Annotated in this window: 23 protein-coding genes and 2 tRNA genes; 4 read left to right on the forward strand and 21 right to left on the reverse strand. The window is 74.6% G+C overall.

The features are described 5' to 3' along the window. The first annotated feature begins 79 nt into the window (after positions 1-79). A tRNA-Lys gene (locus tag IE180_RS12065) sits at positions 80-153 on the forward strand. Positions 154-234: 81 nt separating this feature from the next. Here the strand turns inward: IE180_RS12065 and IE180_RS12070 are convergent. The 7 genes from IE180_RS12070 to IE180_RS12100 all read right to left on the reverse strand — a co-directional run bounded on the left by IE180_RS12070 (position 235) and on the right by IE180_RS12100 (position 9,636). Further along, positions 235-897 carry a response regulator gene (locus tag IE180_RS12070; protein WP_190156798.1) on the reverse strand — a complete coding sequence of 221 codons (663 nt, stop codon included), beginning with the start codon at positions 895-897 and terminating at the stop codon, positions 235-237. Next, positions 828-2,141, reverse strand: a complete 1,314-nt coding sequence (locus tag IE180_RS12075) for a sensor histidine kinase (protein ID WP_190156799.1) — start codon at positions 2,139-2,141, stop codon at positions 828-830. Before IE180_RS12075 ends, IE180_RS12070 begins: the two co-directional genes overlap by 70 nt. A 71-nt stretch (positions 2,142-2,212) precedes the next feature. Then, complete coding sequence (locus tag IE180_RS12080) at positions 2,213-2,641, reverse strand: SsgA family sporulation/cell division regulator (protein WP_229860437.1); 429 nt, start codon at positions 2,639-2,641, stop codon at positions 2,213-2,215. A 164-nt stretch (positions 2,642-2,805) separates the two neighbouring features. Beyond that, positions 2,806-4,473 (reverse strand): AMP-binding protein, encoded by a 1,668-nt coding sequence (locus IE180_RS12085; RefSeq protein ID WP_190156800.1) that lies wholly within the window; start codon positions 4,471-4,473, stop codon positions 2,806-2,808. A gap of 179 nt (positions 4,474-4,652) precedes the next feature. After that, positions 4,653-5,246, reverse strand: a complete 594-nt coding sequence (locus IE180_RS12090; protein ID WP_190156801.1) for a lytic polysaccharide monooxygenase auxiliary activity family 9 protein — start codon at positions 5,244-5,246, stop codon at positions 4,653-4,655. Between the two features lie 128 nt (positions 5,247-5,374). Further along, positions 5,375-6,940, reverse strand: coding sequence for an SPFH domain-containing protein (locus tag IE180_RS37160; protein ID WP_268255449.1), 1,566 nt, complete (start codon positions 6,938-6,940; stop codon positions 5,375-5,377). Positions 6,941-8,127: 1,187 nt separating this feature from the next. Next, complete coding sequence (locus IE180_RS12100; RefSeq protein ID WP_190156803.1) at positions 8,128-9,636, reverse strand: peptidoglycan-binding protein; 1,509 nt, start codon at positions 9,634-9,636, stop codon at positions 8,128-8,130. A 184-nt stretch (positions 9,637-9,820) separates the two neighbouring features. On the opposite strand from IE180_RS12100, the gene IE180_RS12105 reads away from it, so the two are divergent. Beyond that, positions 9,821-9,894: transfer RNA gene (locus IE180_RS12105), tRNA-Lys, on the forward strand. Positions 9,895-9,963: 69 nt separating this feature from the next. Here the strand turns inward: IE180_RS12105 and IE180_RS12110 are convergent. The 13 genes from IE180_RS12110 to IE180_RS12170 all read right to left on the reverse strand — a co-directional run bounded on the left by IE180_RS12110 (position 9,964) and on the right by IE180_RS12170 (position 22,750). Continuing rightward, complete coding sequence (locus tag IE180_RS12110) at positions 9,964-10,632, reverse strand: class F sortase (RefSeq protein ID WP_373302737.1); 669 nt, start codon at positions 10,630-10,632, stop codon at positions 9,964-9,966. Beyond that, positions 10,629-11,225 (reverse strand): hypothetical protein, encoded by a 597-nt coding sequence (locus IE180_RS12115; RefSeq protein WP_190156805.1) that lies wholly within the window; start codon positions 11,223-11,225, stop codon positions 10,629-10,631. The genes IE180_RS12110 and IE180_RS12115 overlap by 4 nt, the downstream gene beginning before the upstream one ends. A gap of 74 nt (positions 11,226-11,299) precedes the next feature. Further along, the gene (locus IE180_RS12120) at positions 11,300-12,079 is read right to left on the reverse strand and encodes an HAD-IIA family hydrolase (RefSeq protein ID WP_123452652.1); all 780 of its coding nucleotides are present in this window, start codon (positions 12,077-12,079) and stop codon (positions 11,300-11,302) included. 92 nt (positions 12,080-12,171) lie between these two features. Then, positions 12,172-13,725: an alkaline phosphatase family protein gene (locus IE180_RS12125; RefSeq protein ID WP_190156806.1), complete on the reverse strand. Its 1,554-nt coding sequence runs from the start codon at positions 13,723-13,725 to the stop codon at positions 12,172-12,174. A 124-nt stretch (positions 13,726-13,849) separates the two neighbouring features. Continuing rightward, positions 13,850-14,908, reverse strand: a complete 1,059-nt coding sequence (locus IE180_RS12130; protein ID WP_190156807.1) for a 2-aminoethylphosphonate ABC transporter substrate-binding protein — start codon at positions 14,906-14,908, stop codon at positions 13,850-13,852. 31 nt (positions 14,909-14,939) lie between these two features. Beyond that, complete coding sequence (locus IE180_RS12135; protein ID WP_190156808.1) at positions 14,940-15,737, reverse strand: ABC transporter permease; 798 nt, start codon at positions 15,735-15,737, stop codon at positions 14,940-14,942. Further along, positions 15,724-16,605, reverse strand: coding sequence for a 2-aminoethylphosphonate ABC transporter permease subunit (locus IE180_RS12140; protein ID WP_190156809.1), 882 nt, complete (start codon positions 16,603-16,605; stop codon positions 15,724-15,726). The genes IE180_RS12135 and IE180_RS12140 overlap by 14 nt, the downstream gene beginning before the upstream one ends. Continuing rightward, positions 16,598-17,650, reverse strand: coding sequence for an ABC transporter ATP-binding protein (locus tag IE180_RS12145; protein WP_190156810.1), 1,053 nt, complete (start codon positions 17,648-17,650; stop codon positions 16,598-16,600). Before IE180_RS12145 ends, IE180_RS12140 begins: the two co-directional genes overlap by 8 nt. Then, positions 17,647-18,324 carry a phosphonatase-like hydrolase gene (locus IE180_RS12150; RefSeq protein WP_190156875.1) on the reverse strand — a complete coding sequence of 226 codons (678 nt, stop codon included), beginning with the start codon at positions 18,322-18,324 and terminating at the stop codon, positions 17,647-17,649. The genes IE180_RS12145 and IE180_RS12150 overlap by 4 nt, the downstream gene beginning before the upstream one ends. A 5-nt stretch (positions 18,325-18,329) precedes the next feature. Beyond that, positions 18,330-19,451, reverse strand: coding sequence for a TIGR03364 family FAD-dependent oxidoreductase (locus IE180_RS12155; RefSeq protein ID WP_190156811.1), 1,122 nt, complete (start codon positions 19,449-19,451; stop codon positions 18,330-18,332). 168 nt (positions 19,452-19,619) lie between these two features. Next, entirely contained in the window at positions 19,620-20,378 is a 759-nt protein-coding gene (locus tag IE180_RS12160; protein WP_190156812.1) for a GntR family transcriptional regulator, read from the reverse strand. Positions 20,379-20,428: 50 nt separating this feature from the next. Then, the gene (locus IE180_RS12165; RefSeq protein ID WP_190156813.1) at positions 20,429-21,340 is read right to left on the reverse strand and encodes a hypothetical protein; all 912 of its coding nucleotides are present in this window, start codon (positions 21,338-21,340) and stop codon (positions 20,429-20,431) included. Positions 21,341-21,664: 324 nt separating this feature from the next. After that, a complete protein-coding gene (locus IE180_RS12170) occupies positions 21,665-22,750 on the reverse strand; it encodes an ROK family transcriptional regulator (protein ID WP_229860438.1) in 1,086 nt (361 codons plus the stop codon). 56 nt (positions 22,751-22,806) lie between these two features. Between IE180_RS12170 and IE180_RS12175 the strand changes: the two genes are divergently transcribed. Next, positions 22,807-23,895 (forward strand): Gfo/Idh/MocA family protein, encoded by a 1,089-nt coding sequence (locus tag IE180_RS12175; RefSeq protein ID WP_190156814.1) that lies wholly within the window; start codon positions 22,807-22,809, stop codon positions 23,893-23,895. Further along, positions 23,892-24,368, forward strand: coding sequence for a heme-degrading domain-containing protein (locus tag IE180_RS12180; RefSeq protein WP_190156815.1), 477 nt, complete (start codon positions 23,892-23,894; stop codon positions 24,366-24,368). Before IE180_RS12175 ends, IE180_RS12180 begins: the two co-directional genes overlap by 4 nt. Before the next feature lie 51 nt (positions 24,369-24,419). Here IE180_RS12180 and IE180_RS12185 read toward each other — a convergent pair whose 3' ends face one another. Beyond that, on the reverse strand, positions 24,420-25,277 hold the full coding sequence (locus IE180_RS12185; RefSeq protein WP_190156816.1) for a fumarylacetoacetate hydrolase family protein: 858 nt from the start codon (positions 25,275-25,277) through the stop codon (positions 24,420-24,422). Positions 25,278-25,410 lie beyond the last annotated feature (133 nt).

A 25,410-nucleotide genomic window follows, 5' to 3' on the forward strand; every position in this document is an offset into this window, starting at 1 on the left:
CGGCCGACCTGCTCGAGCCGGTCCCGCGGGGTGGTCGGAAGCACCCCTCGGGACCAGGTAGTATTTTCTCTGTCAGCAGGCGCCGCTAGCTCAGTTGGTTAGAGCAGCTGACTCTTAATCAGCGGGTCCGGGGTTCGAGTCCCTGGCGGCGCACAGACAGAGAAGGCCCCCTCACTCCGGTGAGGGGGCCTTCTCGTCGTGCCGGGGAGACCGCCCCCGGAGACACGCGAGGGCTCATGCCCTGAGGTACGTGAGGACGGCGAGGACCCGGCGGTGGCTGTCCTCGGCCGGCGGCAGGTCCAGCTTCGCCAGGATGTTCCCGATGTGCTTGCCGACGGCGGCCTCGGTCACGACCAGACGGCGGGCGATCGCCCCGTTGGAGCGGCCCTCCGCGACGAGGCCCAGGACCTCGCGCTCGCGCGGGGTCAGCGCCTCCAGCGGATCCCGGTGCCGTCGCAGCAGCTGCCGCACCACCTCCGGGTCGACGACCGTGCCGCCGGCCGCGACCCGGGCCAGGGCGTCCGCGAACTCCTCCACCTGCCCCACCCGGTCCTTCAGGAGGTAGCCGACGCCCGTGCCGTCGCCCGCGTCGAGGAGGTCGGCGGCGTAGCTGCGCTGCACGTACTGGCTGAGGACCAGGACCGGCAGGGCCGGCCGCTCGGCGCGGAGCGCGACCGCCGCGCGCAGGCCCTCGTCCTGGAAGCCGGGCGGCATCCGGACGTCGGTCACGACGATGTCGGGCTCGTGGGCGGCGACCGCCTCGCGCAGGGCGTCGGCGTCGCCGACGGCGGCGACGACCTCGTGGCCGAACCGGGCCAGGAGCCCGATCAGCCCCTCCCGGAGGAGGACGCTGTCCTCGGCGAGGACGACGCGGAGCCTGTCGGCAGTGCGGGACACGGGATCTCCACTCTCAGGAGGGTCGGCCCGCCCGGCGGGCTCATGATCGTCAGTGTGCCATCGAGGGCGGCGATCCGGTCGGCGAGCCCGGTGAGGCCGGAGCCCCGGGCCGGGTCGGCGCCGCCGTGCCCGTCGTCCTCGACGTCGAGCCGCAGGGCTCCGCCGGTGTGCCGGGCGGTGATCCGCGCCCGGCGGGCGCCGCTGTGCTTGCCGATGTTGGCGAGGGCCTCGCAGCCGGCGAAGTACGCGGCGCTCTCGACGGCGACGGGCAGCCGGGGCAGCGCGGAGACCTCGGGGCCGACGTCGACGGGGACGGCGGAGCGGTCGGCGGCGTCGGCGAGCGCCGGGCCGAGTCCGTAGTCGGCGAGGACCTGCGGATGGATGCCGTGGATCAGCTCGCGGAGCTCCGTCAGGACCTGCCCGGCCTGCGTGTGGGCCTTCTCCAGCTGCTCGGCGAGCGGGCCGCCGGGCGGGGCGTCGAGCCGGGCCAGGCCCAGGGTCATGGTGAGGGCGACCAGACGCTGCTGGGCCCCGTCGTGCAGGTCGCGCTCGATGCGGCGCCGCTCGGCCTCGAAGGCGTCGACGAGCCGGGCGCGGGAGGCGATGACCTCGCCGATCGCGCCCGGCCGCTCGGTCCCGCGCGGGGTGAGCAGGGCGCGGGCGAGGGCGGCGCGGGCCCCGGCGACGGCGGCGAGGGGATGGGCGAGGGCGACGAGGAGGACGGCGCCGAGGAGGGCGGCGACGAGTGCCTCGGGAAAGGTGGTGACCAGATACGCCTTGACGACCTTGGCCTCGTGGCCGTCCGCGGCGAGCTGGAGGGGCGCGCCGAGGAGGGCGAGGGGCAGGCCGACGCCGACGGCGAGGGCGAGGAGGTCGAGCGGCCACAGGACGGTGGCGAGCAGCAGGGCGTACGCGAGCTCCCGCCAGGTGGCCTGTTCCCTCACCCGGGTCCGGAGCCAGGCGGCCAGGCCGGGGGCGGCGGGGACGCGGTGCGGGTCGGGGACGGGATCCAGGTCGACGAGGCGGAGCCGCAGGCGCTCGGCCCGGCCGAGGGCGAGCCCGGAGAGGAGGAGCAGCGGCAGCCCGACGAGGAACAGCGAGAACACCCCGAGGAGCAGGAGCACGGCACAGGCGAGGGCCCCGACGACGCCTCCGCCGGCCAGGTACCCGGCGGACCTCCACGGCCAGGAGCTGCGCGGGTACCGGGGTCCGGCGAGTGCCTGCCAGGGCGTACGGGGTTCCATGGCGCCCACGGTAGGGCCGGGGGCGGGGCGGGGCCATGGTTCTGGAGGGCGTACGGAGGGTGGGGACGGCCCTACCCCCGGGGCGGCCTCCGGGCCTCAGGTGCGGGTTCCGGGCCGAGGAGGGCCGCCAGGCCCCTGGTCATGCCGGCGTCGTCGGTCTCGCTGCCGGGCGGGACCGCGTCGAGGGCGCGTCCGACGAAGACGGAGACCTCGGCGGCCCGGGAACGCAGGAAGGCGTCGCCGTCCGGTGAGCGCAGCAGGACGTTCAGCTCGCGCGCGACGTCCGTCGCCGTCGGCCGGCCCCGGACGTCTCCTTCGCCGACCGGCCGGAAGAGCCCTTCGGGGAGCGGTTCCCGGGCGAAGGTCCAGACGGCCGGGGCCGCCGCGTCGGCGTGAAGACGATCCGTACGGCGAAGGGGTCCTCCGGCCGGTACGTCAGGCGGGTCACGGCCGGGACGCCGTGCCCGGGCGACAGCGGCAGGTCCATCACGAGCTCGCACTCCAGGCCCTGCTGCGCCTGCCCGGAGTGGTCCGCGACCCCCTGGAGGAGGCCGGTGGCCCGCGGGGGAGGCGTCCAGCCGTACGCCGTCCAGCCGTACGCCGTCCAGCCGTGCGCCGTCCAGCCGTGCGCCGTCCAGCCGTACGCCGTCCAGCCGTGCGCCGTCTAGCCGTACGCCTCGGGGCGGCCGTGCCGGGCGTAGTGGGCACGGAGGGCGTCGAGCGCCGCGTGGCCCAGGGGCTCGTAGGGGGCGTCGGGGGCGGGGCGCCACCAGACGGGGCCCGGGCAGCGGAACGAGGCCCGGCGCAGGGCGACCCGATGGACCTTGTTGGTGGCGGTCAGCGGCAGTTCGGGCAGGACGCGGACGAAGCGCGGCGCCATCTTCGTGCCCAGGTCCGGCTGGGCGGCCAGGAAGTCGGCGAAGGCCTCGGGCCGGAAGTCCGCGCCCTCCCGCAGGGCCAGCGCCGCCATGACCTGGTCGCCGGTCACCGGGTCGGGTATCGCGTAGACGGCGACCCCCGCCGCCCGGTCCCAGCGGGCGAGGATGTTCTCGATCACCGCCGCGGCCAGGTTCTCGCCGTCGACCCGCAGGCGGTCGTCCGTACGGCCCGCGAAGTAGAGGAAGCCGTCCGCGTCCCGGTAGAAGAGGTCGCCGGTCCAGTACCAGCCGCCGCGCAGCCGGGCCGCCTCCGCCTCGGGGTTGCGCCAGTAGCCCTCGAAGGGCGAGCGGCCCCGGTTGACGAGCTCGCCGACCGCCTCGGCGGCGTTGAGGAGCCGGCCGGTGGGCGAGAAGCGGGCGGGGGCGCACTCCTCGCCGGTGTCGGCAGCGAGGACCGCCAGGTCGTCGCCGGGTGCCGCCCGGCCGATCGCGCCCGCCGGCGTGTCCGGGGTCCGCCGGATCGCCGCGCCGCCCTCCGAGGAGCCGTACCCCTCCACGAGCGGGACCCCGAAGCGCTCCCGGAAGCGGGCCGCGTCCACCGCCCCCGCCTCCGTGCCGAAGCCGAGCCGCAGCGGGTGCGCGCGGTCGTCGGGGCCGGGCGGGGTGGCGAGGAGGTACTGCACGGCCCGGCCCACGTAGGTGAAGTACGTGGCGCCGAAGCGGCGGACGTCGGGGAGGAAGCGGGAGGCCGAGAACCGGGCCCGCAGCGCCACTCCGGCCCCGGCGGCCAGCGCGGGCGCCCAGTCGGCGATCACGGCGTTGCCGTGGAACATCGGCATGCAGACGTAGTGGACGTCGTCCCGGCCGACGGAGAAGTGGGAGACGAGAGAGGCGCCGGCGGCGGCCAGACGCCCCTGGCTGCACAGGGCGGCCTTCGGCGCGCCCGTCGAACCGGAGGTGAAGGAGAGCAGGAAACGGGTGTCGGGGCGTACGGGGCCGAGGGCGGCGTCTCCCGGCCGGGCGTTCCCGTAGGGGGCGAGGAGTTCCCGGTAGGCCTCGGTGTCCGTGACCAGGATCCGCAGGCCCGGCAGCGCGAGCCCGTCGAGGAGCGGCAGGTGGGCGCGCTGGGTGACGAGGACCCGGCACTCGGTGTGGAGGATGTCCCGGGCGAGTTCGGGGCCCCGCCGGGTGGGGTTGATCCCGGCGACGGCGGCCCCCGCGAGGGCCGCCGCGCCGAGCCAGAGCGGGTACTCCGGCGTGTTGTCGAGCAGGATGCCGAGGTGTGGCTCACCCCCCGGCACGGGTGGCATCAGGTCCACGAGCAGCGCGGCCCGCGCGGCGGCGCCGGCGGCGACCTGGTGGTGGGTGAGGGTGTGGTGCTCGTCCCTCAGACCGGTCCGGTGGTCGCCCCATTGGCGCCGTACGAGCTCCGCGACGGTGTCCGCGCTCCTCATGGCCCGGACCATAACTGACGCTCAGTCAGAATTGAACCGCCGGAACCGGACGGCCGGAACCGGGCCGTCAGGACCGGGCCGTCAGGACCGGGCCGTCAGGACCGGGCCGTCAGGACCGGGCCGTCAGGACCGGGCCGTCAGGACCGGGCCGTCAGGACCGGGCCGTCAGGACCGGGCCGTCAGAACGTGACGTCCGAGCAGGCGTAGAAGGCGTTCGCGGTGTCCGCGATCGTCCACACCGCCAGGATCAGATGCCGGCCCGTCTTGCCCGCCGGGATCGTCCCGGAGTGCGAGAGCGTCGCCGGCGGCTGCTGGTTGCCGTAGGGGACGGTCAGGAACGGCTGGGGGTCGAGCGCGGCCCGCGTCAGCTTCTGCGTCGGGTCCCAGCCGTTCCTGGTGATGTAGTACTTGAAGTCGGTGGTGCGGTGGCGGGCCGTGAACTGCCAGCGGAAGCTGTAGCTCTGCCCCGCCGTGAGCCGGGTGGCGGGCCAGGCACCGCCGCGCGGATCGTCGAGCTGCGCGAACTGCGACAGCCCGGCGGAGCAGATCTTCCCGTCGGCGGGACCGGCGGCGGGGAAGCCCTTCGGCCCCTCGACCGACTGCGGCTCCCACTGGATGGGGCCGCAGTCCGTCACGGTGCCGTTGGCGCAGAGCTTCTGACGGCTGATCGGCGCGTCGGTGTAGCCGTGGCTGCCGGCGGTGCCGGTGCCCAGGAGGGTGACGCCGGCGACGCCGAGCGCCACCACCGCCGCCCCGACTGACTTTTTGCGCATGCTGTCGCTCCAGGAGAACGTGGGGGAGTTCCGTTGGGCCGTGCGCGCGCGTACGGTACTGCTTCACTCGTTCTTTGGTCTGGACCAAGTACCAAGGTATGGACGGACGTTGCACATGTCCATCCCCCTCACGCCCCCTCGACCGGCCCCGTCCTGCCCGTGTAGAACGCCACCGTCAGGTCCTTGACCAGCGCCTTGCGCTCGTAGTCGTCCAGCTCCACCAGACCACGACTGGTCAGTCGGTGGACCACGTCGTCCACCGCGTCCACCACCGAGGTCAGCACGCTGTCCCGGTGCTTCGCGTCGATCGCCGCGATCCGGCGCCGACGCATCGCCGCCGCCACCTCCGGCGCGTACTCGATGCGCGTCGGCTGCGCCGAGAACACGTCCACGCCGACCGGCGCGCACTCCGCCGACAGCATCCGCGTCAGGGCCTCGCCGACCGCCTCCGCGTCCCGCAGCGTGGGGGCGTCCTCGTGGAACGCGTCCGCCGGAAGCTGCGACAGCACCCGGGCCATCGCCGCCTCCACCTGCTCCCGCAGGTACTCCTCGTGCCCGTCGACCCCGAGCACCGCCCGGACCGTGTCCCGCACCCGCCACACCACCAGGACGGTCACGTCGAGCGCGGTGCCCTTCGCGTCCACCGCCGACAGCGGCTCACTGCGCCAGTGCCGCAGCCGGACGTCCACCCGGCGGCGGAGCAGCAGCGGGCTGACCCACACCAGGCCCGTGCGGCGGACCGTGCCGCGGTAGTCGCCGAAGAGGGACAGCACCCAGGCGTAACCGACCCGGCCACGGCTGAGACCGCCCAGCGAGAACAGGGCGAGCACCACGCCCAGGGCCAGGAGGGCCCACTGGCCGAGATGGATGCCGTGGTACGGGCGCGCCGGCAGCCGCAGCATCCGCGCCGCCTCGGCGGGCACCGCCCCGACCCACCACACGATCCCCGCGCACCAGGCGATCGCCAGCGCCCCGGCGACCACCCCGACCCACCCGGGCAGCACCGCCCCCGGGCGCTCCACGAGCGCGGGATCGGCGGTGGGGGCGGGACGCGAGGCGGCGGCCTTGGGCCGGACGTGGGGCCGCGACTGCGGCTTCGCCTTGGAGTTCGGCTCGGAGTTCGGCTCTGCCCGGGGCTCGGGCTCGGGCTTGGCCGGGGCGGCCTGGACCTTCGACGGGGCCGGGATGGCGGGCTTGCGGCCGACCGCCGACGGGGTGGGCGCGGCCATGGAGATCGTGTCGGGCCCCCCGTCCTCGCCCGCCGCGACGGGGACGGCGGTCCCCGGCTCGTCCCGGAAGAGCAGGTGCACCGGGATGGAGCCGGTGGTCTCGGTCCCGATCACGTTCTTCCGCCGCGCCACCCGCACCACGGCGGCGACGGGCACCGCGACGGCACCGACCCGCGCCCCGCTGATCCGCCGGAGGTCGAGCACGGCGGGGGCGGGAGCCTTGGCAGGGGCCTTGGCAGGGGCCTTGGCAGGGGCAGGGGCAGGGGCCAGGACGGAAGCCTTGCCGCCGTCGCCACCAGCGCCACCAGCACCGCCGTCGCCGCCGTCGGCGGCCTTCTCGACGGGGCGGCCGGGGGCCGGGGCGGCGAGGGCGGGGGCGGAGGGGCCCGAGGGGGAAGGGGCGGAAGGGGAAGGGGAGGCGGGGGCCGGGGGCGCCGTCGACGCGCTGGGAGCGGAACCGCTCACAGCGGCGGGCCCTCCGCCGGAGGCGGGCCCGGCAGGGGCCCCCGGTGCAGCGCCGGGAGCCACCCGGGCCGGACGGATGCCGGACGCGGGCCCGGCCGGGGCCGACGCCCCTGAAGCGGGCGCGGGACCGACCGGGGCCGACACCCCTGAGACGGGCGTAGGACCGACCGGGGCCGACACCCCTGAGACGGGCGTAGGACCGACCGGGGCCGACACCCCTGAAGCGGACACGGGACCAGCCGGGGCCGACGCCCCTGAAGCGGACGCGGGACCGGCCGGGACCGGGGCGTCCGGCCCAGACGTGGGCGTGGGGGGAACCCCCGCTTCCGACCCGGGTGCGGGCTTGGCGGGAGCCACCGCACCCGGGTCGGACGCGGGCCTGACGGGAACCACCGACCCCGGGTCGGGAGCGAGACCGGCCGGAGCCGGGCCCCCCGAGCCGGGCGCGGATCCCGCGGAAACCGCCGACCCCGAGTCGGACGCGAGACCGGCCGGAGCCGCGCACGGCCCGGGCGCGGGTCCCGCGGAAACCGCCGACCCCGAGTCGGACGCGAGACCGGCCGGAGCCGGCCCCCCCGAGCCGGGCGCGGTACCGGCCGCCAGGGCCGAGGCTCCCGCCCCGGACGCGGGCCCGGCGGAGATCACCGCCCCCGCCCCGGGCCCGAGGCCGGTCGGAACCGCCGTCCCCGAGCCCGCCGCAGGTCCCGCCGGAACCGGCGCCCCCGGCGCCGTACCGGACACGGGCCCCGCAGGGGTCGCCCCCGGCGTGCCCGCCGACGTCACCGGCGTCGCACCGGCCACAAGTCCCGCCCCACCAGGTCCCGTCCCACCAGGTCCCGTCCCGCCGGTCTCCGTCGTGTCGGGCGACGGCCCGGCCGGGGGCGGCCCCGGCGTATCCGCCGACGCCACCGGTGCCGTACCGGAGGCAGGTCCCGTCGGCGTCTCCCCCGCCCCGCCCTGCACCGGTCCCGCCGGGGTTCCCGGTGTCGTCCCCGGCTCCGCATCCGGCCCCCCGTCCGGTTTCGGGGTGGGCAGGGGGCGGTCCTTGTCCGGGGGGGACGTGCGCGGGAGGGTGCCGTCCGTCAGACGTCTGGCCGTGCGGGCCGCGTCACGCGAGGCCGCCGCGCCGGAGTCCGCGGGGTTCGGGGTCGATGCCGTCATTCGGGGTCCACCTCATGCTCTCGGGGTCATCGGAACAAACGCCGCCAGGTCTCCGGGCCCGGGTAGCCGTCGGCCGCTCCGCCGCGCCAGCCCTGTGCCCGCTGGAACGCCTCGACGTTGCGGCGGTCCGCCTCCGTCCAGCGCGGACCGGGTCCCGACAGGTAGTGCTTGCCGAAGCCCCGCTTCACCAGTTGTTCGCCCAGCTTCTCCACATATGCGTTGGATTGGCCCGGACGGAAGGAGCCACGCCCGGGAAACCCCGTCGCATGCGCGCCCGGGCCGCTCGAACCACTCGAACCGCCGATGTCCCTGCCCCCGCCGGTCACCAGCAGCCGCCACGTGTGCGGCCCGGGCAGCCCGTCCGCCTCCGCGCCCCTCCAGCCCTGCGCGAGCTGGAACGCCTGGGTCGCCCTGCGGTCCGCCTCCCCCCACTTCGGGCCGGGCCCCTGGCTGTAGAACTTCCTGCCGCCGCGCTCGACGAGGAGCTGCCCGAGCCGGGTGACGTACGCGTTGTTCGTCCCCGGGCCGAACCGCCCCGCACCCGGGAACGCCGTCGCCTCCGTGGGCTCCGCCCCGCCGCCCGTGCTGCCGCCGACCACGCCCTTGTAGCGGTAGGGCACGTACCGGTCGGAGTTCTCCCAGTACGCCATGGGCGTCGCCTGCTTCCGCGTGCGCGGCTTCGTCTGCTCGTAGGCGATGTAGGAGGTGTGGGTGTAGTCGGTCCAGCCGCCGAAGATCGTGACGTGCGAGCCGCGGGTCGGGTTGGCCGGGTTGTGGAAGAGCAGGATGTCGCCGGGCTGGAGCTCGGTGCGGTCGATCCGCTCGGCGAAGCGGCCGAGGCTGCCGGTCCACTCGTTGCTGCGCAGGTTCCAGGCCATGGAGATGTAGCCGGAGCAGTCCTGGCGGTACCCGTCCGACCAGTACTTCTCCATGGAGTACGGGACTTGTGCGGCGACCCACTCCTTGGCCCGGTTGATGATCTCCGCGCGGGTCGTCCGCCGCAGCGTCTCCGTCGAGATCTGACTGGCCGTCGGGAGGGAGATCGGGGTCGGGTCCGGGCCGGGCCCCGGCGCGCCGTGCAGCGGCCCCCGGCCGCCCTGCGGGGTCTCGGGCCCCGGCCGGGGAGGGTCGGCGGTGGCGGAGCCGGCCTCGTCGGCGGAACCGGCGGAGTCCCCGGAGTCCACGGAGTCGGCCGAGCCGACGGACCGGGTCTCGGCCGGCTCCCGGAGGACCGCGGCGTCCGCCTCCACCGGGCCCGCTTCCGCCGGGCCCGTTCTCGCCCGGCCGGCCGGCGCGTCCGTCGGGGCGAGCGGGCCCGGCCGGCCGGTGAGGGCCGTCGCCGCTCCGGCCCCGCCTCCGCCCAGGACCACGCCCGCCGCCGTCACCAGGACCAGCGCGCGGCGGGCGCCGTGTGCCGCAGGGTGGCCGCCCACCCGGACGGGCAGGCCCAGGGCGAGGTCACGCCGCTGTCGGGCACAGCCCGGGCAGCCGCAGTCGGCCGCGGGTTCGAACTCCTCGAAGACCGGCACGCTCATGCGATTCCCCTCCACACTCGTCAAGATCTTTTGGACCCTCGTTTCGGGCGTCAGTGTCTCAACTGTCTGGACAAATCGCATTTTGACGGATCGAAGGCCCTATAGGACCATCCGACAGGCCGGAGGCGGTCGGTATTGGTCAGGAGCACGCCCTCGCGTCGGGTAGAGTTCTCTCTGTCAGCAGGCGCCGCTAGCTCAGTTGGTTAGAGCAGCTGACTCTTAATCAGCGGGTCCGGGGTTCGAGTCCCTGGCGGCGCACGCAGAGTCGAGGCCCCCTCACCATCGGTGAGGGGGCCTCGGTCTTTCTCCGGTGCGGGTGGACGACCCTCAGGCGCCCGTTCCCGTCAGATACGCCGAGACCACCACGTTCGCCGTGTACGTTCCGGTCGCCCGGTCGAAGGTTCCGCCGCAGGTGATCAGGCGCAGCTCGGCGCGGTGGGGGTCGTGGGGACCGTAGGCCCTGGCCGGGTCGAAGCCCTCGCGCGGGAGGATCTGGACGTCGTCGACGGTGAACTCGGCGACCGATCCGTCCGTCCGGGTGACGCGGACCTTCGCGCCGGGGCGGACCGCGCTCAGGCCGTAGAAGACGGCCGGACGGGTCTCGGTGTCGACGTGGCCGACGAGGAGGGCCGCGCCGACCGCGCCCGGCCGGGTGCCGGAGCCGTACCAGCCCACCGTGTGGGGCATCTCGAAGGGCGGCGGGTCGATGGCGCCCGTGTCGTCCAGGCCGCGCGCCACGACGGGCGCGCCGATGCCCAGGGAGGGGATCTCGACCCGCCGGGGTTCGAGGGGCGGGAGCGGGTCGCGGGCCGGGGGCAGCGGGACGCCGAAGGGGCGGCCGACGGCGGCGATGTCGCCGGTGGCCGGCGCGGAGCCGCCGGGCCCCTCGGTGGCGTCGCGGCCCCAGAGCCAGAGCCCGGAGAGCAGGACCGCCCAGGCCAGGCCGGTGACGAAGCGCCCGGTGCCCGCCGGGCGGGTGCCGGACGGCACGGTCACTCCCCGTCGTCGCCGGTCTCGGCGCGGCGGCGGGAGCTGCGGAAGGCGACCGCGACGGCGGCGATCGCGGCCATGCCGAGGCCGAGCAGGGTGTACGGGGTGCCGAGGCCGCTCTCGGAGGTGGTCTGGGCGACGCCGGGGGCCACGGGGACGGCGAAGGCGGCGGCGCCTCCCCCGCCGGCGCGGACGGGCGCGACCGGCGTCGCGTGGTGCGTCGGCCGCTGGGTGGGCTCCTGGTGGTGCCGGACCCGCACGGTGCCGACGTTCCGGTGCTCGTGCCCGTCACAGGTCACGCTGACCTTGTACGTGCCGTCCTTCAGGCCGGACCGGATCGTGGTGTCGCCGAACAGCGGGTGGCCCCCGCCGTCCCGGCCGGTGAGCTCCGCGTCGGCGACGAACGCCTCGGACGTGACGGCGCCGGTCGTGCCCTTGCAGCCCTGGACCCGGACGTCGGCGTCGGCGCCGGGCGAGGCGGTGGACGGGGTGACGGTGGCCTTCACCCCGTCGTGGGCGTACGCGCCACCGGCCGCCGGGGCCAGGACGACCGCCAGGGCCGCCCCTGCGGCACGGAGAGCAATGGGAGCTGAACGCATCGTGACCTCCTGATACTGGCAGGGTCACCCGGATCGGCGCGTCTCGCATCCGCAGGGAGCGGCGGCAGGGGTCCTCACACGCGGTCGACGATGTCCGCGATCGACTGGACGATCTTCGACGGGCGGAACGGGAAGCGGTCGATCTCCGCCTGGGTCGTCAGGCCGGTCAGGACCAGGAAGGTCTGCATGCCCGCCTCCAGGCCCGCCAGGATGTCGGTGTCCATCCGGTCGCCGATCATCGCGCTGGACTCGGAGTGGGCGCCGATCGCGTTGAGGCCGGTGCGCATCATGAGCGGGTTGGGCTTGCCGGCGAAGTACGGCTCCTTGCCGGTGGCCTTCGTGATGAGGGCGGCGACGGATCCGGTGGCCGGGAGCGGGCCCTCCAGGGAGGGGCCGGTCTCGTCGGGGTTGGTGCAGATGAAGCGGGCGCCCGCGTTGATGAGGCGGACGGCCTTGGTCATCGCCTCGAAGGAGTACGTGCGGGTCTCGCCGAGCACCACGTAGTCCGGGTCGTGGTCGGTGAGGACGTAGCCGATGTCGTGCAGCGCGGTGGTGAGGCCGGCCTCGCCGATGACGTACGCGGTGCCGCCGGGGCGCTGATCGTCGAGGAACTTGGCGGTGGCGAGGGCCGAGGTCCAGATGTTCTCGACGGGGACTTCGAGTCCCATGCGGGCGAGGCGGGCGTGCAGGTCGCGGGCCGTGTAGATCGAGTTGTTGGTGAGGACCAGGAACGGCTTCCCGGTCTCCCGCAGCTTCTTGATGAACGCGTCGGCGCCGGGGATCGGCACGCCCTCGTGGATGAGGACGCCGTCCATGTCGGTCAGCCAGGATTCGATCGGCTTGCGCTCTGCCATGGGTGCGGGACTCCTGCCGTACAGATGCACGCACGGGACGTGCGGTGTGCTGGGGGCGCCGCGACAGCGCTGTGGCGACGCCCCCAGCGTAATCAGGATGTGCTGATCTTGACCCCGTCGATCGTCCAGTACCAGTTGTCGGATCCGGTGTACCGGAAGCGGAAGCTCACGCTGGAGGCGCCGGCGGGGACGGCGACCGTGAGGGACTGGGGCTGGGAGACGACGTCGGCGGTGTAGCTCTTGACGGGCGTGGGGGTGCCGCCGTTGAAGCTCACGAGGACCTGGGCGGTCTGGCCGCCCTCCTGCCGGTAGAGGGTGGTGAAGTCGAGCCGTACGGCGGTCGCGCCGGAGACGCCGTGCGCCGGGGTGACCAGGGTCGAGTCGTACGTGCCGGAGAAGGACTTGTCGGCCCACTCGTCGGAGTCGGCGACGGCGAAGACGCCCCGGGCGCGGACGTTGAGCTCGCGGGACTGGTCGCGCTGGGCGCGGCACCAGAACTCGTCGGTGGCGAAGGACCAGCCGCGCCACTCGGTCGTGCCTCCGGTGCCCATGGCGTTGTTGATGACGGACCAGCCGCTGGGCGCGGTGTGGGTGAAGCCGAGGATCCCGGCGGGGATGCCGGTCTCGTCGACGCGGCCGGAGAGGGTCGGGTAGAGGGTGTCGAAGGGGTCGGTGGAGCGGTCCTGTATCGGCTTGCCGTCGAGGCCCCAGGCCGGGTCGGGGACGATGCCGAGCTGCTGGAAGACGGTGGCGGCGACGTCGACGAGCCGGGTGTCGATGGGGCGGGCGCCGGCGGCGATGCCGGGGCCCTGGGCGAGGACGAAGGTGCGGCGCTCCTCGATGGTGGAGCCGCCGTGACCGCCGGCGTCGGTGTGGCCGTGGTCGGTGGCGACGATGACGGTCCAGCGTTCGTCGGCGTGGGCGGGGCGGGCCCGGATCGCGGCGAGGAGCCGGCCGAGGTAGCCGTCCTGGACGTCGATGGCGTCGGTGTACCTGGGGCTGGCGGCGCCGTAGGTGTGGCCGATCTCGTCGGTCTCGCCGAAGTAGACGAAGAGGACGTCGGGGTTCTGGTTGCGGAGGACGTCCTCGGTGATCTCGGTGATCGCGAGGTCGTTGACCGCGTAGTCGTTGGCGTAGACGAGCTTGGCGTCGGCGCCGGGGGTGACCGTGCCGTACGTGTCGAGCTCGGGCCAGTCGACGGCGGCGAAGAGCGAGAGCCCGGGGCGGACCTGGTTCAGGCGGGCGAGGAAGCCGGGGTACCGGCCGTAGTCGCGGCCGGCGAAGGTGTTGTCCTTCACGCCGTGCTTGTCGGGCCAGACGCCGGTGGAGATCGTGGACCAGCCGGGGCCGGAGAGGGTGCCGGCCATCGGGTTGGCGTAGAGCAGGGAACGGCCGTAGGTGCCGTTCGCCATCAGGGACTTGAGGGCGGGGGCCTTGGCGGCGTCGATCCGGTCGTACCGCAGTCCGTCCATGCCGACGACGAGCACCTTGTCCCGGCTGGTGCCGTTCGGGAGCGTCGGGGCGGCGGGGGCGGCCCGGGCGGCGGGGGCGGCGGCGAGTCCGGTGGCGGCGGTGGCCGCGGTGGCACCGGCGGCGGCGAGCACGGTGCGGCGGGAGAGCGGGGCGGAGATGCCGGTGATCGGCATGTCGGAGTCCTCCGTGGAAGGGGGGTCGGGACGGGCCAACGCCCCTGACTTCTCAGGGGCGTTGGTCCGTACCCGTTATCCTTCCGCGATGTTCGGGGGCTTTCCAGAGTCGTACGGTGAACTCTCAGCTTCCGGTCGCGGACTTCCACGCGTCGACGTACGCCGCGAGGTTCTCGTCGATGTCGGCCCAGTCCGGCTCGAAGACCTCGACGCCCTCCATCAGCCGGGCGAGCGCGAGGGCGTTGGCGTCGGTGCCCTTGACGTCCTTGCGGGCCGGGAAGCCGCCGCCGATCGCGCTGACCTCGCGCTGGGCGTCCTCGCCGAGCAGGAAGTCGAGGAGCTTCTTGCCGTTCTCGGTGTGCGGCGCCTCGTTCACCAGGCCGGCGGCGTACGGCAGGGCGAAGGTGGAGGGCTTGCCGCCGTCCTTGGCCGGGAACCAGATGCCGAGGTTCGGCATCGACTTGGCCTGGGCGAAGTTCATCTGGACGTCGCCGTTGGCGACGAGGAGTTCGCCCTTGTCCACCTTGGGGGCGAGCTTGGAGGTGGAGGAGGACGGGCCGACGTTGTTGGCCTGGAGCTTCTTCAGGTACTCCATCGCCGGCGCCTTGCCACCGAAGTCGTGCATCGCCTTGATGAGGACGGCGGTGCCGTCGCCCGCGACGCCGGGGGTGGAGTACTGCAGCCTGTTCTCGTACTTCGCGTCGAGCAGCTCCTCCCAGGTCTTCGGGGCGGCGGGGAGCTCCTTCTTGTTGTGGACGAAGCCGAAGTAGTTGTTCACGACGGAGGTCCAGGTGCCGTCGCCGGCCTTGTCGCCACCGTCGACCTGGTCGGCGCCCTTCGGCTCGTACGACTGGAGCAGGCCCTTGGAGCCGGCCTGCTGGATGAAGGGCGGGAGGGTGACGAGGACGTCGGCCTGGGTGTTGCTCTTCTCGCGGAGGGCGCGCTGCACCATCTCGCCGGAGCCGCCCTCGACGTACTTGACCTTGATGCCGGTCTGCTTCTCGAAGTCGGCGAAGACCTTGTCGTACCAGCCGTCGCCCGCCTCGCCCTTGAGGCCGTCGGCGCTGTAGACGGTGACGACCTTCTCGTCGGAGGCGGAGGAGGATCCGCCGCAGGCGGTGAGGCCGGCGGCGAGGACGAGGGCGCCGGTGACGGCGGCGACCGGCTTGGCGTGCGTAAGCATGGCGTTGTTCTCTCCTGGCGGGTGCGGGGACTCAGCGGTACGAGGCTTTGGTGCGGATGCGGGAGACGGCGAGGAGCACGAGGAGCGTCGCGGTCATGAGGACCACGGCGAGCGCCGAGCCGGTGAAGAGGGAGCCGCGGTCCGTGGCGGTGAAGACGAGCACCGGCAGCGGCGTCCAGTCCGGCGGGTAGAGCATCACCGTGGCGCTCAGCTCCCCCATGGACAGGGCGAAGCAGAGCCCGGCGGCCGCCGTCAGGGACGGCAGCAGGAGCGGCAGCTTCACCCGGAGCAGTACGTACGAGGGGCGGGCGCCGAGACTGGCCGCCGCCTGCTCGTACATCGGGTCCAGGCGCCGGAGGGCGGCCGAGACCGACTGATGGGCGAAGGCCGTGACGAGGACGGTGTGGGCGATGATCACGATCCAGCGCGTGCCGTTGAGGAGCACCGGCGGCTGCGAGAAGGCGACGAGGACGGCGAGTCCCACGACCACGGACGGCACGGCGACCGGCAGCATGAACAGGGCGTCGAGGACCCGCTTGCCCTTCCTCCCGAGGGCCGCCGCGGCGAGCGCGGCCCAGGTGCCGACGGTCAGCGCGACCACGCTCGCGGTGACGGCCGTGACCAGGCTGGTGGTGAGCGCCTGGAGGGACTCGCCGCGCACGGCCGCCGTGTAGTGGGCGGTGGTGGGTCCGGAGGGGAAGGCGCCGGACCAGTGCGTGGAGAACGAGGCGGCGAGGATGACGAGGAGGGGCAGCGCGAAGAGCGGGACGAACAGGACGGCGAACAGGGACCAGGCCGTCCACCTGCCCGTACGGCTATGCACCAGCACGGCGGCTCACCCCCCGGTAGAGGACGTACAGGCCGACCGAGAGGGCGACGTTGACGACGGCGACGACGCAGGCGGCGGCGTAGTCGGATTCGAGGATCGCCTTGGAGTGAACGAGCATCGGGAGGGTCGTGACGCCCTTGGCCCCGGTGAAGAGGACGATCCCGAACTCGTTGAGGCACATGACGAGGACGAGGCTGCCGCCGGCGGCGAGCGCGGGCAGCGCCTCGGGGAGGATCACCTGCCGGACGATCCGCGACGGCCGGGCGCCGAGCGAGGACGCCGCCTCCAGCTGCGCGGTCTCCATCTGGGAGAAGGCGGCCAGGAGCGGCCGCATCACGAACGGCGTGAAGTACGTGATCTCGGCGAGGAGGACGCCCCACGGCGTGCCGAGGAACCGGAAGGGGCCGGTCGGGTCGCCGGTGGCGTCCGTCCAGATCCCGTTGGCCATGCCGACCGTGCCGTAGAGGAACAGCAGGGCGAGCGTGATCAGGAAGGACGGGAAGGAGAGGAAGACGTCGATGAACTTCGACACCGCCTTCCCGCCGGGGAAGGGCACGAACGCGATCACGAGCGCGAGGACGAACCCGAGGACCAGACAGCCGGCGGTGGAGGCGACGGCCAGCCACACGGTGGTGAGGAGCGCGTCGCGGAAGGACGGAGAGGAGAGGACCTCGGCGTAGGCGCCGGGGGCGAGGGACTCCCGGACGACGAGGGCGAGGGGGTAGAGGAAGACGACGGCGAGGACGGCGACGGGAGGGAGGGCCCACGGCCAGACCGTCGCGGGCACGCGGTCCGCCGGGTCGGAACGGGTGGGCACGGCCCCCGGCGCCCGGCGCCGTTCCAGGAGGCCCGTGCCGGGACTAGCCATCACCGACCCCCTGCGCCAGCAGCACCGCGTCCTCCGGCGCGAAGTGCACCGTCACCTCGGTCCCGAGGGCCGGTGTCTCCCGCAGTTCCCGTACGTCCGCCTTGACGCGGTGTCCGCCGACTTCCACGTACAGCCGGTGCGTGGACCCCCGCCACTGGACCTCGCCGATCCGTCCGCTCAGGGCGTTGGGTCCGGGGCCGAGCCCGACGAGGTGCGGCCGGACGCAGAGGGTGGCGGTGGAGCCGGGTGCGGCCCCGGAGACGGGAACGTCGAGGGTGACGCCCTCGAAGGCGGCCCCCTTCTCCCCCACCGTCACCGGCAGCAGGTTCGCGTTGCCGACGAACGAGGCCGTGAACTCCGTGCGGGGACGCCGGTACAGGTCCTGCGGGGTGCCGCAGTCCTGGAGCCGGGCCCTGTCCATGACGGCGATCCGGTCGGCCAGGGTCAGCGCCTCGACCTGGTCGTGGGTGACGTACAGGATCGACACGTCGGGGAGCTCGCGGTGGAGCCGGGCCAGTTCGGCGAGCATCCCGGAGCGCAGCTGGGCGTCGAGCGCGGAGAGCGGCTCGTCGAGGAGGAGCACGTTCGGGCGGATGGCGAGGGCGCGGGCGATGGCGACGCGCTGCTGCTGGCCGCCGGAGAGCTCGCGGGGGTGGCGCCGGGCGTAGGCCGCCATGCCGGTCATCTCCAGGGCGTCGGCGACCCGCCCCGGGATCTCGCCCTTGGGCACTTTCCGGGCCTTGAGGCCGAAGGCGACGTTGTCCTCCACCCTGAGGTGGGGGAAGAGGGCGTACTGCTGGACGACCATGCCGATGCCCCGCTCGTACGGCGGGAGCGCGGTGACGTCGCGGTCGCCGATGAACACCCGTCCGGAGGCGGGCCGGACGAATCCGGCGACGGCCCGCAGCGCGGTCGTCTTCCCGGATCCGGAGGGTCCGAGGAGGGCCATGACCTCGCCGGGCTCGACGGTGAGGTCGAGGGAGTCGAGAACGGTGTTGCCGCCGTACGTGACGGTGACGCCGTCGAAGCGGATGCCGCTGGTCATGCCTCGCGCTCCCGTATCAGGCCGGGCAGTTCCGCGACCGAGGCGAGGACGTGCGTGGCGCCGTGCTCCTTGAGCGCGGCCTCGTCGTGCGCGCCCGTGAGGACGCCCGCGACGATCCCGGCGCCGGAGCGGACGCCGCTGAGCATGTCGTACGAGGTGTCGCCGGCGACCACGATCCGCCGGACGTCGTCGACGGCTCCCGTGCGGAGGAGGGCGGCGAGGACCATGTCCGGGTGGGGGCGGCCCCGGCCGCCGGCGTCCGCCGGGCAGAGGGTCGACCCGACGAGGTCCCGCCAGCCGAGGGCGTCGAGGATGGCGTCCTGGGTGACGCGGGCGAAGCCGGTGGTGAGGACGACCGTCCGGCCCTCTCCGCGGAGGTCGGCGATCGCCTCGGCCGCACCGGGGACGGGCGCGATCAGTCCTCCGGAGACCAGCTCTCCGTAGGCCTCCTCGAAGGCGAGGTTGGCCTCCTGGGCGCGGGTCTCGTCGCCGCCGAAGAGGTGGCGGAAGACGGAGATCTTGGACTCGCCCATGGTGGCCCGGACGTGGTCGATCATCGTGGCGGGGTCTTCGCCGAGGCGTTCGGCGGCGGCCGTGAAGGCCCGCTCGACGAGGCCGCCGTCGGCGACGGTGGTCCCGGCCATGTCCAGGACGACGAGGTTCATGTCGGACATCTCGTTCACCAGCCCAGTTCGTTCGCGGTCGTCTCGGCGATGGCGGGCGAGCAGGTCATGCCCCGCCCGCCGGGCCCGGTCACCAGCCACACGCCGTCGCGGACCCGCTGGCGGTGCGCGACCCGGCCGGTGTCGACGCACTGGGCGTACACCCCGGCCCAGCGGCGCCGGATCTTCGGCAGCGGGCGGCCGAGGAAGGACTCGACGACGCGGGTGAGGTGCTCGTAGGGGTCTTCGAGGGTGTCGAAGGCGAAGGGGTGCTCGTACTCGTGGGTGTCGCCGATGGTCAGTCCGCCGTCGAGCCGCTGCACCATGAGCAGCTGCATCTTGTGGGCGGCGGCGGTCGGGTCCTGGGCCTGGCCCGCGTCGAGGGCGTCGAGGGCGGGGGACGCGTAGGCCGGGTAGTAGCGGAAGGAGTCGGCGTCGGCGACGGAGGTGGTGAGCGGTTCGCCGAGGGGCTCGGTCTGCATCATCTGGAGCCGGACCCGGCGGACCGGTATCTCGCCGGCGACCTCGCGGACGAGGCCGGAGAGCCAGGCGCCGGTGCACAGGACGACGGCGTCGCCGGTGTGGGTCTCGCCCCGGTCGTCCCGTACGGAGTTCTCGCCGACGACGTCCCGGACCTCGCGGTTCGGCAGGAAGGCGTAGCGGCCGGTGGCGAGGAGGGCCTCGCGGAGGGCGAGCTGGGCGAGGCGCGGTTCGACGGCCGCGTCCCGCTCGCACCACAGGGCGGCCTCGAACGCCCCGCGCAGGGCGGGGTTGAGCGCGCGCGCCTCGTCGGCGGTGAGCAGCTCGTAGCCGCGGGCGGCGGCGTCGGGGCGGGCCACGGCGGCCTCGGCGACGGCGAGTTCGAGCTCGTTCCGTACGGGGGTGAGGGAGCCGATGGCCCGGAAGCCGAGGCCGGGGACGCGGGCGCCGATGCCCTCCCAGAGTTCGCGGGCGCGCAGGGCGGTGTCGAGTTCCTCGCCGCCCGCCCGTCCGCTCACCCAGATCTGGCCGAAGTTGCGGAGGGAGGCCCCGCGCGCCTCGGCCTCGCGCTCGATGTGTACGACCTCGTGGCCGCGTTCCACTGCGTGCCAGGCGTGCATGGTTCCCACCACGCCGGCTCCTACGACGATCACCTTCATGACGTCGACGGTCGCGGGGGCGGGTGGACCGGACGGATCCGGCGGACGACGGGACGGTGAACGGACCGACAAGCTTGGACCAGACCCGTTATCTTCTCGTTACCACGCGTGCGATCGGTCCTGCCGCCGCCTCCCGCGCGACCGGTCCCGCCACCGCCGCCCGCGTGATCAGTCCTGCCGCCCCAGATGGGCGGTGAAGCTGAACCGGTCCCCCCGGTAGAGCGTGCGGACGCGCTCCAGGGGCCGCCCCGAGGTGTCCCGGGAGACGCGGTGGAGCAGCAGCATCGGCAGCGCCGGCGGCGTGCCGATGAGCAGGGCCTCGCGCGGGGTCGCGAGGACGGTCTCGATGCGCTCGTCGGCGTCGCCGAAGGAGATGCCGAGCCGGTCGTGCAGATAGGCGTAGAAGGAGGAGTCCGGGTCGAACTCGACGTCCAGGCGGGGAACGCGGGCCTCGGAGACGTACGTGCTCTCCAGGCCGACCCGTTCGTCGTCGGCGAGCAGCACGCGCTCCATGTGCCAGACGGGCTCGCCCCGTTCGGCGCCGACCTCGGGGGCGAGCGCCTCCGGGCAGGGGAAGCGGTCGAGCGAGATCAGGCTGCGGCCGGGACGGCGGCCCTGACGGCGCACGCCCTCCGTGTAGCTGGCGAGCGAGAGGGGCTGCTCCAGCTTGGGGCCGGCGACGACCGTGCCCCGTCCCCGGCGGCGCAGCCGCCCCTCCAGGAGGAGTTCGCGCAGCGCCTGCCGGACGGTCTCGCGGGACACCTCGTACCGGAGGGCGAGATCGCGCTCGGTGGGCAGCAGCCCGCCCTCCCCCAACGCGTCGACCATCAGGGCGATCTTGGCCTTGACGGCGTAGTACTTGGGGACGCGGCCGTGCTCGGGGACGCCGGAGCGGACGGGGGCGCCGGGGCTGGTCTGGTAGTTCATCCGGGGATGGTCGCAGACCGGGATGAACGGGAAGGTGTACGGAGCATGGCTCAGCGGTGCCGGGAGCGGCGGGCGGCCCGCACCAGCACCGCGCCGAGCAGCAGGAGGCCCGCGGCGAGCGGGACGAGGACGCGCGCGTACGCCTCCGAATCCCCTCCCGTACCCGCCAGTTCGCTGTCCGCCGCCGCCTCGGCGGGTCTCTCCGGGCCCCGGGAGGCGGGCGCACGGGTGGCGGGCGGGCGGGAGGCGGGCGGGCGGGAGGCGGGCGGGCGGGCCTCCTCGGCGGGCGGCGCCGAGGAGTCGGGCGCGCGGCTCGTGTCGGGTGCGGGGGGCGTGGTCGGCGCGGTGGGGGTGGCGGGGGTGGCGGACCCGGCGGGGCCCACGGTCAGGCGGTAGTCGCCGGACTCTCCGACCCAGTCCCCGTCCTCGCCCTGGCGTTGCACGACCGCCGCGTTCACGACGACCTCGTCGGGCGCCGTCCCGGCGTCGAACGCCAGGCGTACGGGGACGGTGAGCGTCCGGCCCGCCGGCACCGCGAAGCCGCCGAAGCCGGTGAACGCGCCCACGTTCTCGGCGTCCTCGGTCGACTCGAAGACCACCGGTCGCCAGAGCGCCGACCCGGCGTCGTAGAACTCGAAACGGATCTGCTCCGGGCGCAGGGCCCGGTCGCGGTCGGTGAGGACGAGCACCGGGTGGACGCCCGAGCAGGGGGCGTCGGTGGTGTTGGTGAGGTCCAGCTTCCAGCCCTGGAACGGTCCGCCCGCCGGGTAGTCGTCCGGCCCCCCGTGGATCCGGGTGCCCAACGGGAAACCGCCGTCGTCGGGGATGCCGCAGGCGGGGGTGGGCGGGTCGGGCGCGGGGGCGGCGAGGGCCGGGGCGGCGCTCACGAACGGGGCGGCCGTGGCGGCGGCCACGGACACGGCGACGCGAACGCCGCGCAGACGCAGGGGGGCGGGTGCCATGAGGGGTGCCTTTGCTGCTGGGTCCTGGAGGGCAGGGGAACGCCGGAGACGCTGCCATGCGGAGGGGACGGGGCGGGGCGGCGTCGCCGGGGGCACCCCCCGTTAGGACCGACGCATCCGCTCGATCGGCCTACTTTCCGATGATCGGACAGGGGGCGGGAGGAAGGGGCTCGGCCACCACCCGAAAGCCCGGAGCCGGGGGCGGGGACGGGGGGACGGGCTCGACCACCGCCCGAAAGCCCGGAGCCGGGAGGAACGGGCTCGACCACCACCCGAAAGCCCGGAGCCGGGGGCGGGCTTCGGCTGCTCCCCGAAGACCGGCTCCTACTTCCCGAAGACCGGTGCCAGCGTCAGCCACGCCGCGCCCTCCGCCACGGCGTCCCGCCCGGTCGTGAGGCCCACCGGGGTCGTCAGGCCGAGGCCGGCCAGCACCTCCCGCACCCCCGCCGCGAAGGCCTCCGGCGCGGCCAGCACCACCCGGCCGCCCAGGAGGACCTGGTCGATGTCGAGGAGCCGGACGAGGTTGGCCGCGCCCACGCCCAGGATCCGCGCGGCCTCGGCGGGTTCGCCGCGCGCGACGGCCGCCAGGCACAGGACCTCCAGGCAGCCGCGCCCGCCGCAGCCGCACGGCGGGCCGTCGAGCAGGACGGTCTGGTGGCCGAGCTCGCCCGCCCCGGTCCTGTCCCCGCGCAGCGGCGCGCCGCCGAGGACGAGGCCGGCGCCGAGGCCCGTACCGAGGTGGACGTAGGCGAAGGAGCCGGGGGCGGCGGGGCGCAGGGCGAGGCCGAGGGCGGCGGCGTTGGTGTCCTTGTCGAGGACGACGGGCAGCCCGAGGCGGGCGGCCAGCTCGTCCCGTACGGGATGGCCGGCCCACTCGGGGAAGCCGGTCACCCGGCCGGGCACCCCGGAGCGGTGGTCCAGCGGCCCGGGCATGGCGACCCCGGCGCCGAGGACGGCCCCGTCGGGCAGGGGCGCGCCGCCCGGCGGAGCCGTGGCGAGCAGCGCCCGCACCTCCTCCGTCACCGCGTCCAGGACCGGGCCCGGGCCCGCGCCCAGGTCCACGGGGCGGCGGCGCAGGGCGACGGCCGTGCCCGCGAGGTCGGCCAGGAGGACCGTCAGTTCGTCACGGTCGAGGTGGACGCCGACGGCGTGCGCGGCGGAGGGCACCAGGCGCAGGACCGTGCGGGGCTTGCCGCCGGTCGAGGCGCGGTGGCCGGCCTCCGCGGCGAGGCCCTCGGCCCGGAGCCGCGCGGTGATCTTGCTGACGGCCTGCGGGGTGAGCCCGGTGCGTTCCGCCAGCTCCAGGCGGCTGATCCCGGTCTCGCCCGCCGTGCGCAGCAGGTCGAGCACGAGCGCCGCGTTGTGGCTGCGCAGGGCCGGTACGTTCACTCCGGCGACATCCCTCTTCACTCCCCCATTGTGGCGGTCGCTTGCACTTCGGCAACAGCGTTGCTTAAGTGGCACGCATGACTGGCACCGACCCCCGCACCCCGCTCCGCGTCGGACTCGTCGGCTACGGCCTCGCGGGCTCCGTCTTCCACGCCCCGCTGATCGCCGCCTCCGAGGACCTCGTCCTCGCCGCCGTCACCACCGGCAACCCCGAGCGGGCCGCCGAGGCCCGCGCCGCCCACCCCGGCGTCCGGGTCGCCGCCCGCCCCGAGGAGCTGTGGGAGCGGGGGACGGACGAACTGGACCTGATCGTCGTCGCCTCCCCCAACAAGACGCACGTCGCCGTCGCCACGGCCGCCCTGGAGGCCGGCCTGCCGGTCGTCGTCGACAAGCCGCTCGCCGGGACCGCCGCCGAGGCCCGCGCGCTCGCCGCCCTCGCCGAGGAGCGCGGCCTGCTGCTCTCGGTCTTCCAGAACCGCCGCTGGGACGCCGACTTCCGCACCCTGCGCCGGCTGCTCGACGAGGACGCGCTCGGCGAGGTCCAGCGCTTCGAGTCCCGCTTCGAGCGGTGGCGCCCGCGCCCCAAGGGCGGCTGGCGCGAGTCGGGCGCGCCCGAGGAGATCGGCGGGCTCCTGTACGACCTGGGCAGCCACGTCGTCGACCAGGCCCTGGTCCTCTTCGGCCCGGTCGTCTCGGTGTACGCCGAGTCGGACGTGCGCCGGCCGGGCGCCGAGGCCGACGACGACACCTTCCTCGCGCTCACCCACGCGAACGGGGTCCGCTCCCACCTGTACGTGAGCGCCACCACCGCCCAGCTCGGCCCCCGCTTCCGGGTGCTCGGGCAGCGCGCGGGCTTCGTGAAGTACGGGCTCGACCCGCAGGAGGCCGCCCTCCGCGAGGGGCTGCGGCCGGAGCCGGGCGCCGTCTGGGGCGCCGAGCCCGAGGAGCTGTGGGGCCGGCTCGGTGCGGGCGAGTCGCCGCTGACCGGCGGCGGCACCCCGGTGGAGTCGCTGCCCGGCGACTACCCGGCGTACTACGCGGCCGTCGCCGCCGCGCTGCGCGGCACCGGCGGGAACCCGGTCACCGCGTACGAGGCGGCCGCCGCCCTCGACGTCCTGGAGGCGGCGCGGCGGTCGGCGCGCGAGGGGATCGTGGTGAAGCCGTGAGCGAGGTCGCCGGACTGGAGGCCCAGGAGGCCCGCCTGACGCTCCCCCGGTTCACGTACGAGGACGCCTGGACGCTCGGCACCCTCCTCGTCGGCCTGGCCCGGGAGCGGAGGGCTCCCGTCGCGATCGACGTCCGGCGCGGGGCGCAGCAGCTGTTCCACTGCGCGCTGCCGGGGTCCAGCGCGGACAACGACGCCTGGATCGACCGCAAGCGGCGGGTCGTCGAGCGGTACGGGGAGAGCTCGTTCCTGGTCGGGGCCCGTTTCCGGGCCAAGGGGACGACGTTCGAGGCGTCCTCGCGCCTCGACCCCGACCGGTACGCCGCCCACGGGGGTTCGTTCCCGATCGCGGTCGAGGGCGCGGGCGTGATCGGCTCGGTCACGGTCTCGGGCCTGCCGCAGGCCGAGGACCACGCCCTGGTCGTCGAGGCTCTGGAGCGCCTGCTCGACTCGTACGCGGCGGGCGGGGCCTGACCGGGGGCGGGGACGCCGGCGCCCCCGCCCCCGGGGGACCGGCCCCCGGGATCAGGCGCTCTTGAGCTCCTGCCGCTGCCGGCCGAGGCCCTCGACCTCCAGCTCGACCACGTCGCCGGGGCGCAGGTACGGCTTGGGCTCCGGCTGGCCCATGGCGACGCCCGCGGGCGTGCCGGTGTTGATGACGTCGCCCGGGTACAGGGTCATGAACCGGCTGACGTACCGGACGACCTCCGCGACCGGGAAGATCTGGTCCGAGGTGTGGCCGTCCTGCTTGAGCTCGCCGTTGACCCACAGTTTCAGGCCGAGGTCCTGCGGGTCCGGCACCTCGTCGGCGGTGACGAGCCAGGGGCCGAGCGGGTTGAAGGTCTCGCAGTTCTTGCCCTTGTCCCAGGTGCCGCCGCGCTCGATCTGGAACTCGCGCTCGGAGACGTCGTGCGCGACGGCGTATCCGGCGACGTGCGCGAGGGCCTCCGCGTCGGTCTCCAGGTAGCGGGCGGTGCGGCCGATCACGATCGCGAGCTCCACCTCCCAGTCGGTCTTCACCGAGCCGCGCGGTACGAGCACGGTGTCGTCCGGCCCGACGACGGTGTCGGCGGCCTTGAGGAAGACGACGGGCTCGGCGGGGGTGGCCTGGCCGGTCTCGGCGGCGTGCCCGTGGTAGTTCAGCCCGATGCACACCACCTTGCCGATGCGGCCGACCGGCGGCCCCACGCGCAGCCCGGTGGCGTCGAGCGCGGGCAGCACGCCGGCGCCGGCGGCGCCCCGGATGCGGTCGAGCGCGGAGGCGTCGGCGAGCAGACCGCCGTCGATGTCGTCGACGAGGGCGGACAGGTCGCGGAGGGTTCCGTCCTGGTCGAGCAGGGCGGGACGCTCGGCTCCCGGCGGGCCGACACGCAGCAGCTTCATGGTCTTCTCCTTGTGGTCGAGGTGGGCCCGGTGAGGCCCAGAGGGTGCCCCGGCCGATGGAGTGCGGCCATCGGAGGATTGGTCGATCGTCCAAGACGACGGGTCACTCTGCAAGACCCCGTTCACACACTGG

It is taken from the genome of Streptomyces litmocidini (assembly GCF_014649755.1).
In the GTDB taxonomy this organism is placed as follows: domain Bacteria; phylum Actinomycetota; class Actinomycetes; order Streptomycetales; family Streptomycetaceae; genus Streptomyces; species Streptomyces litmocidini.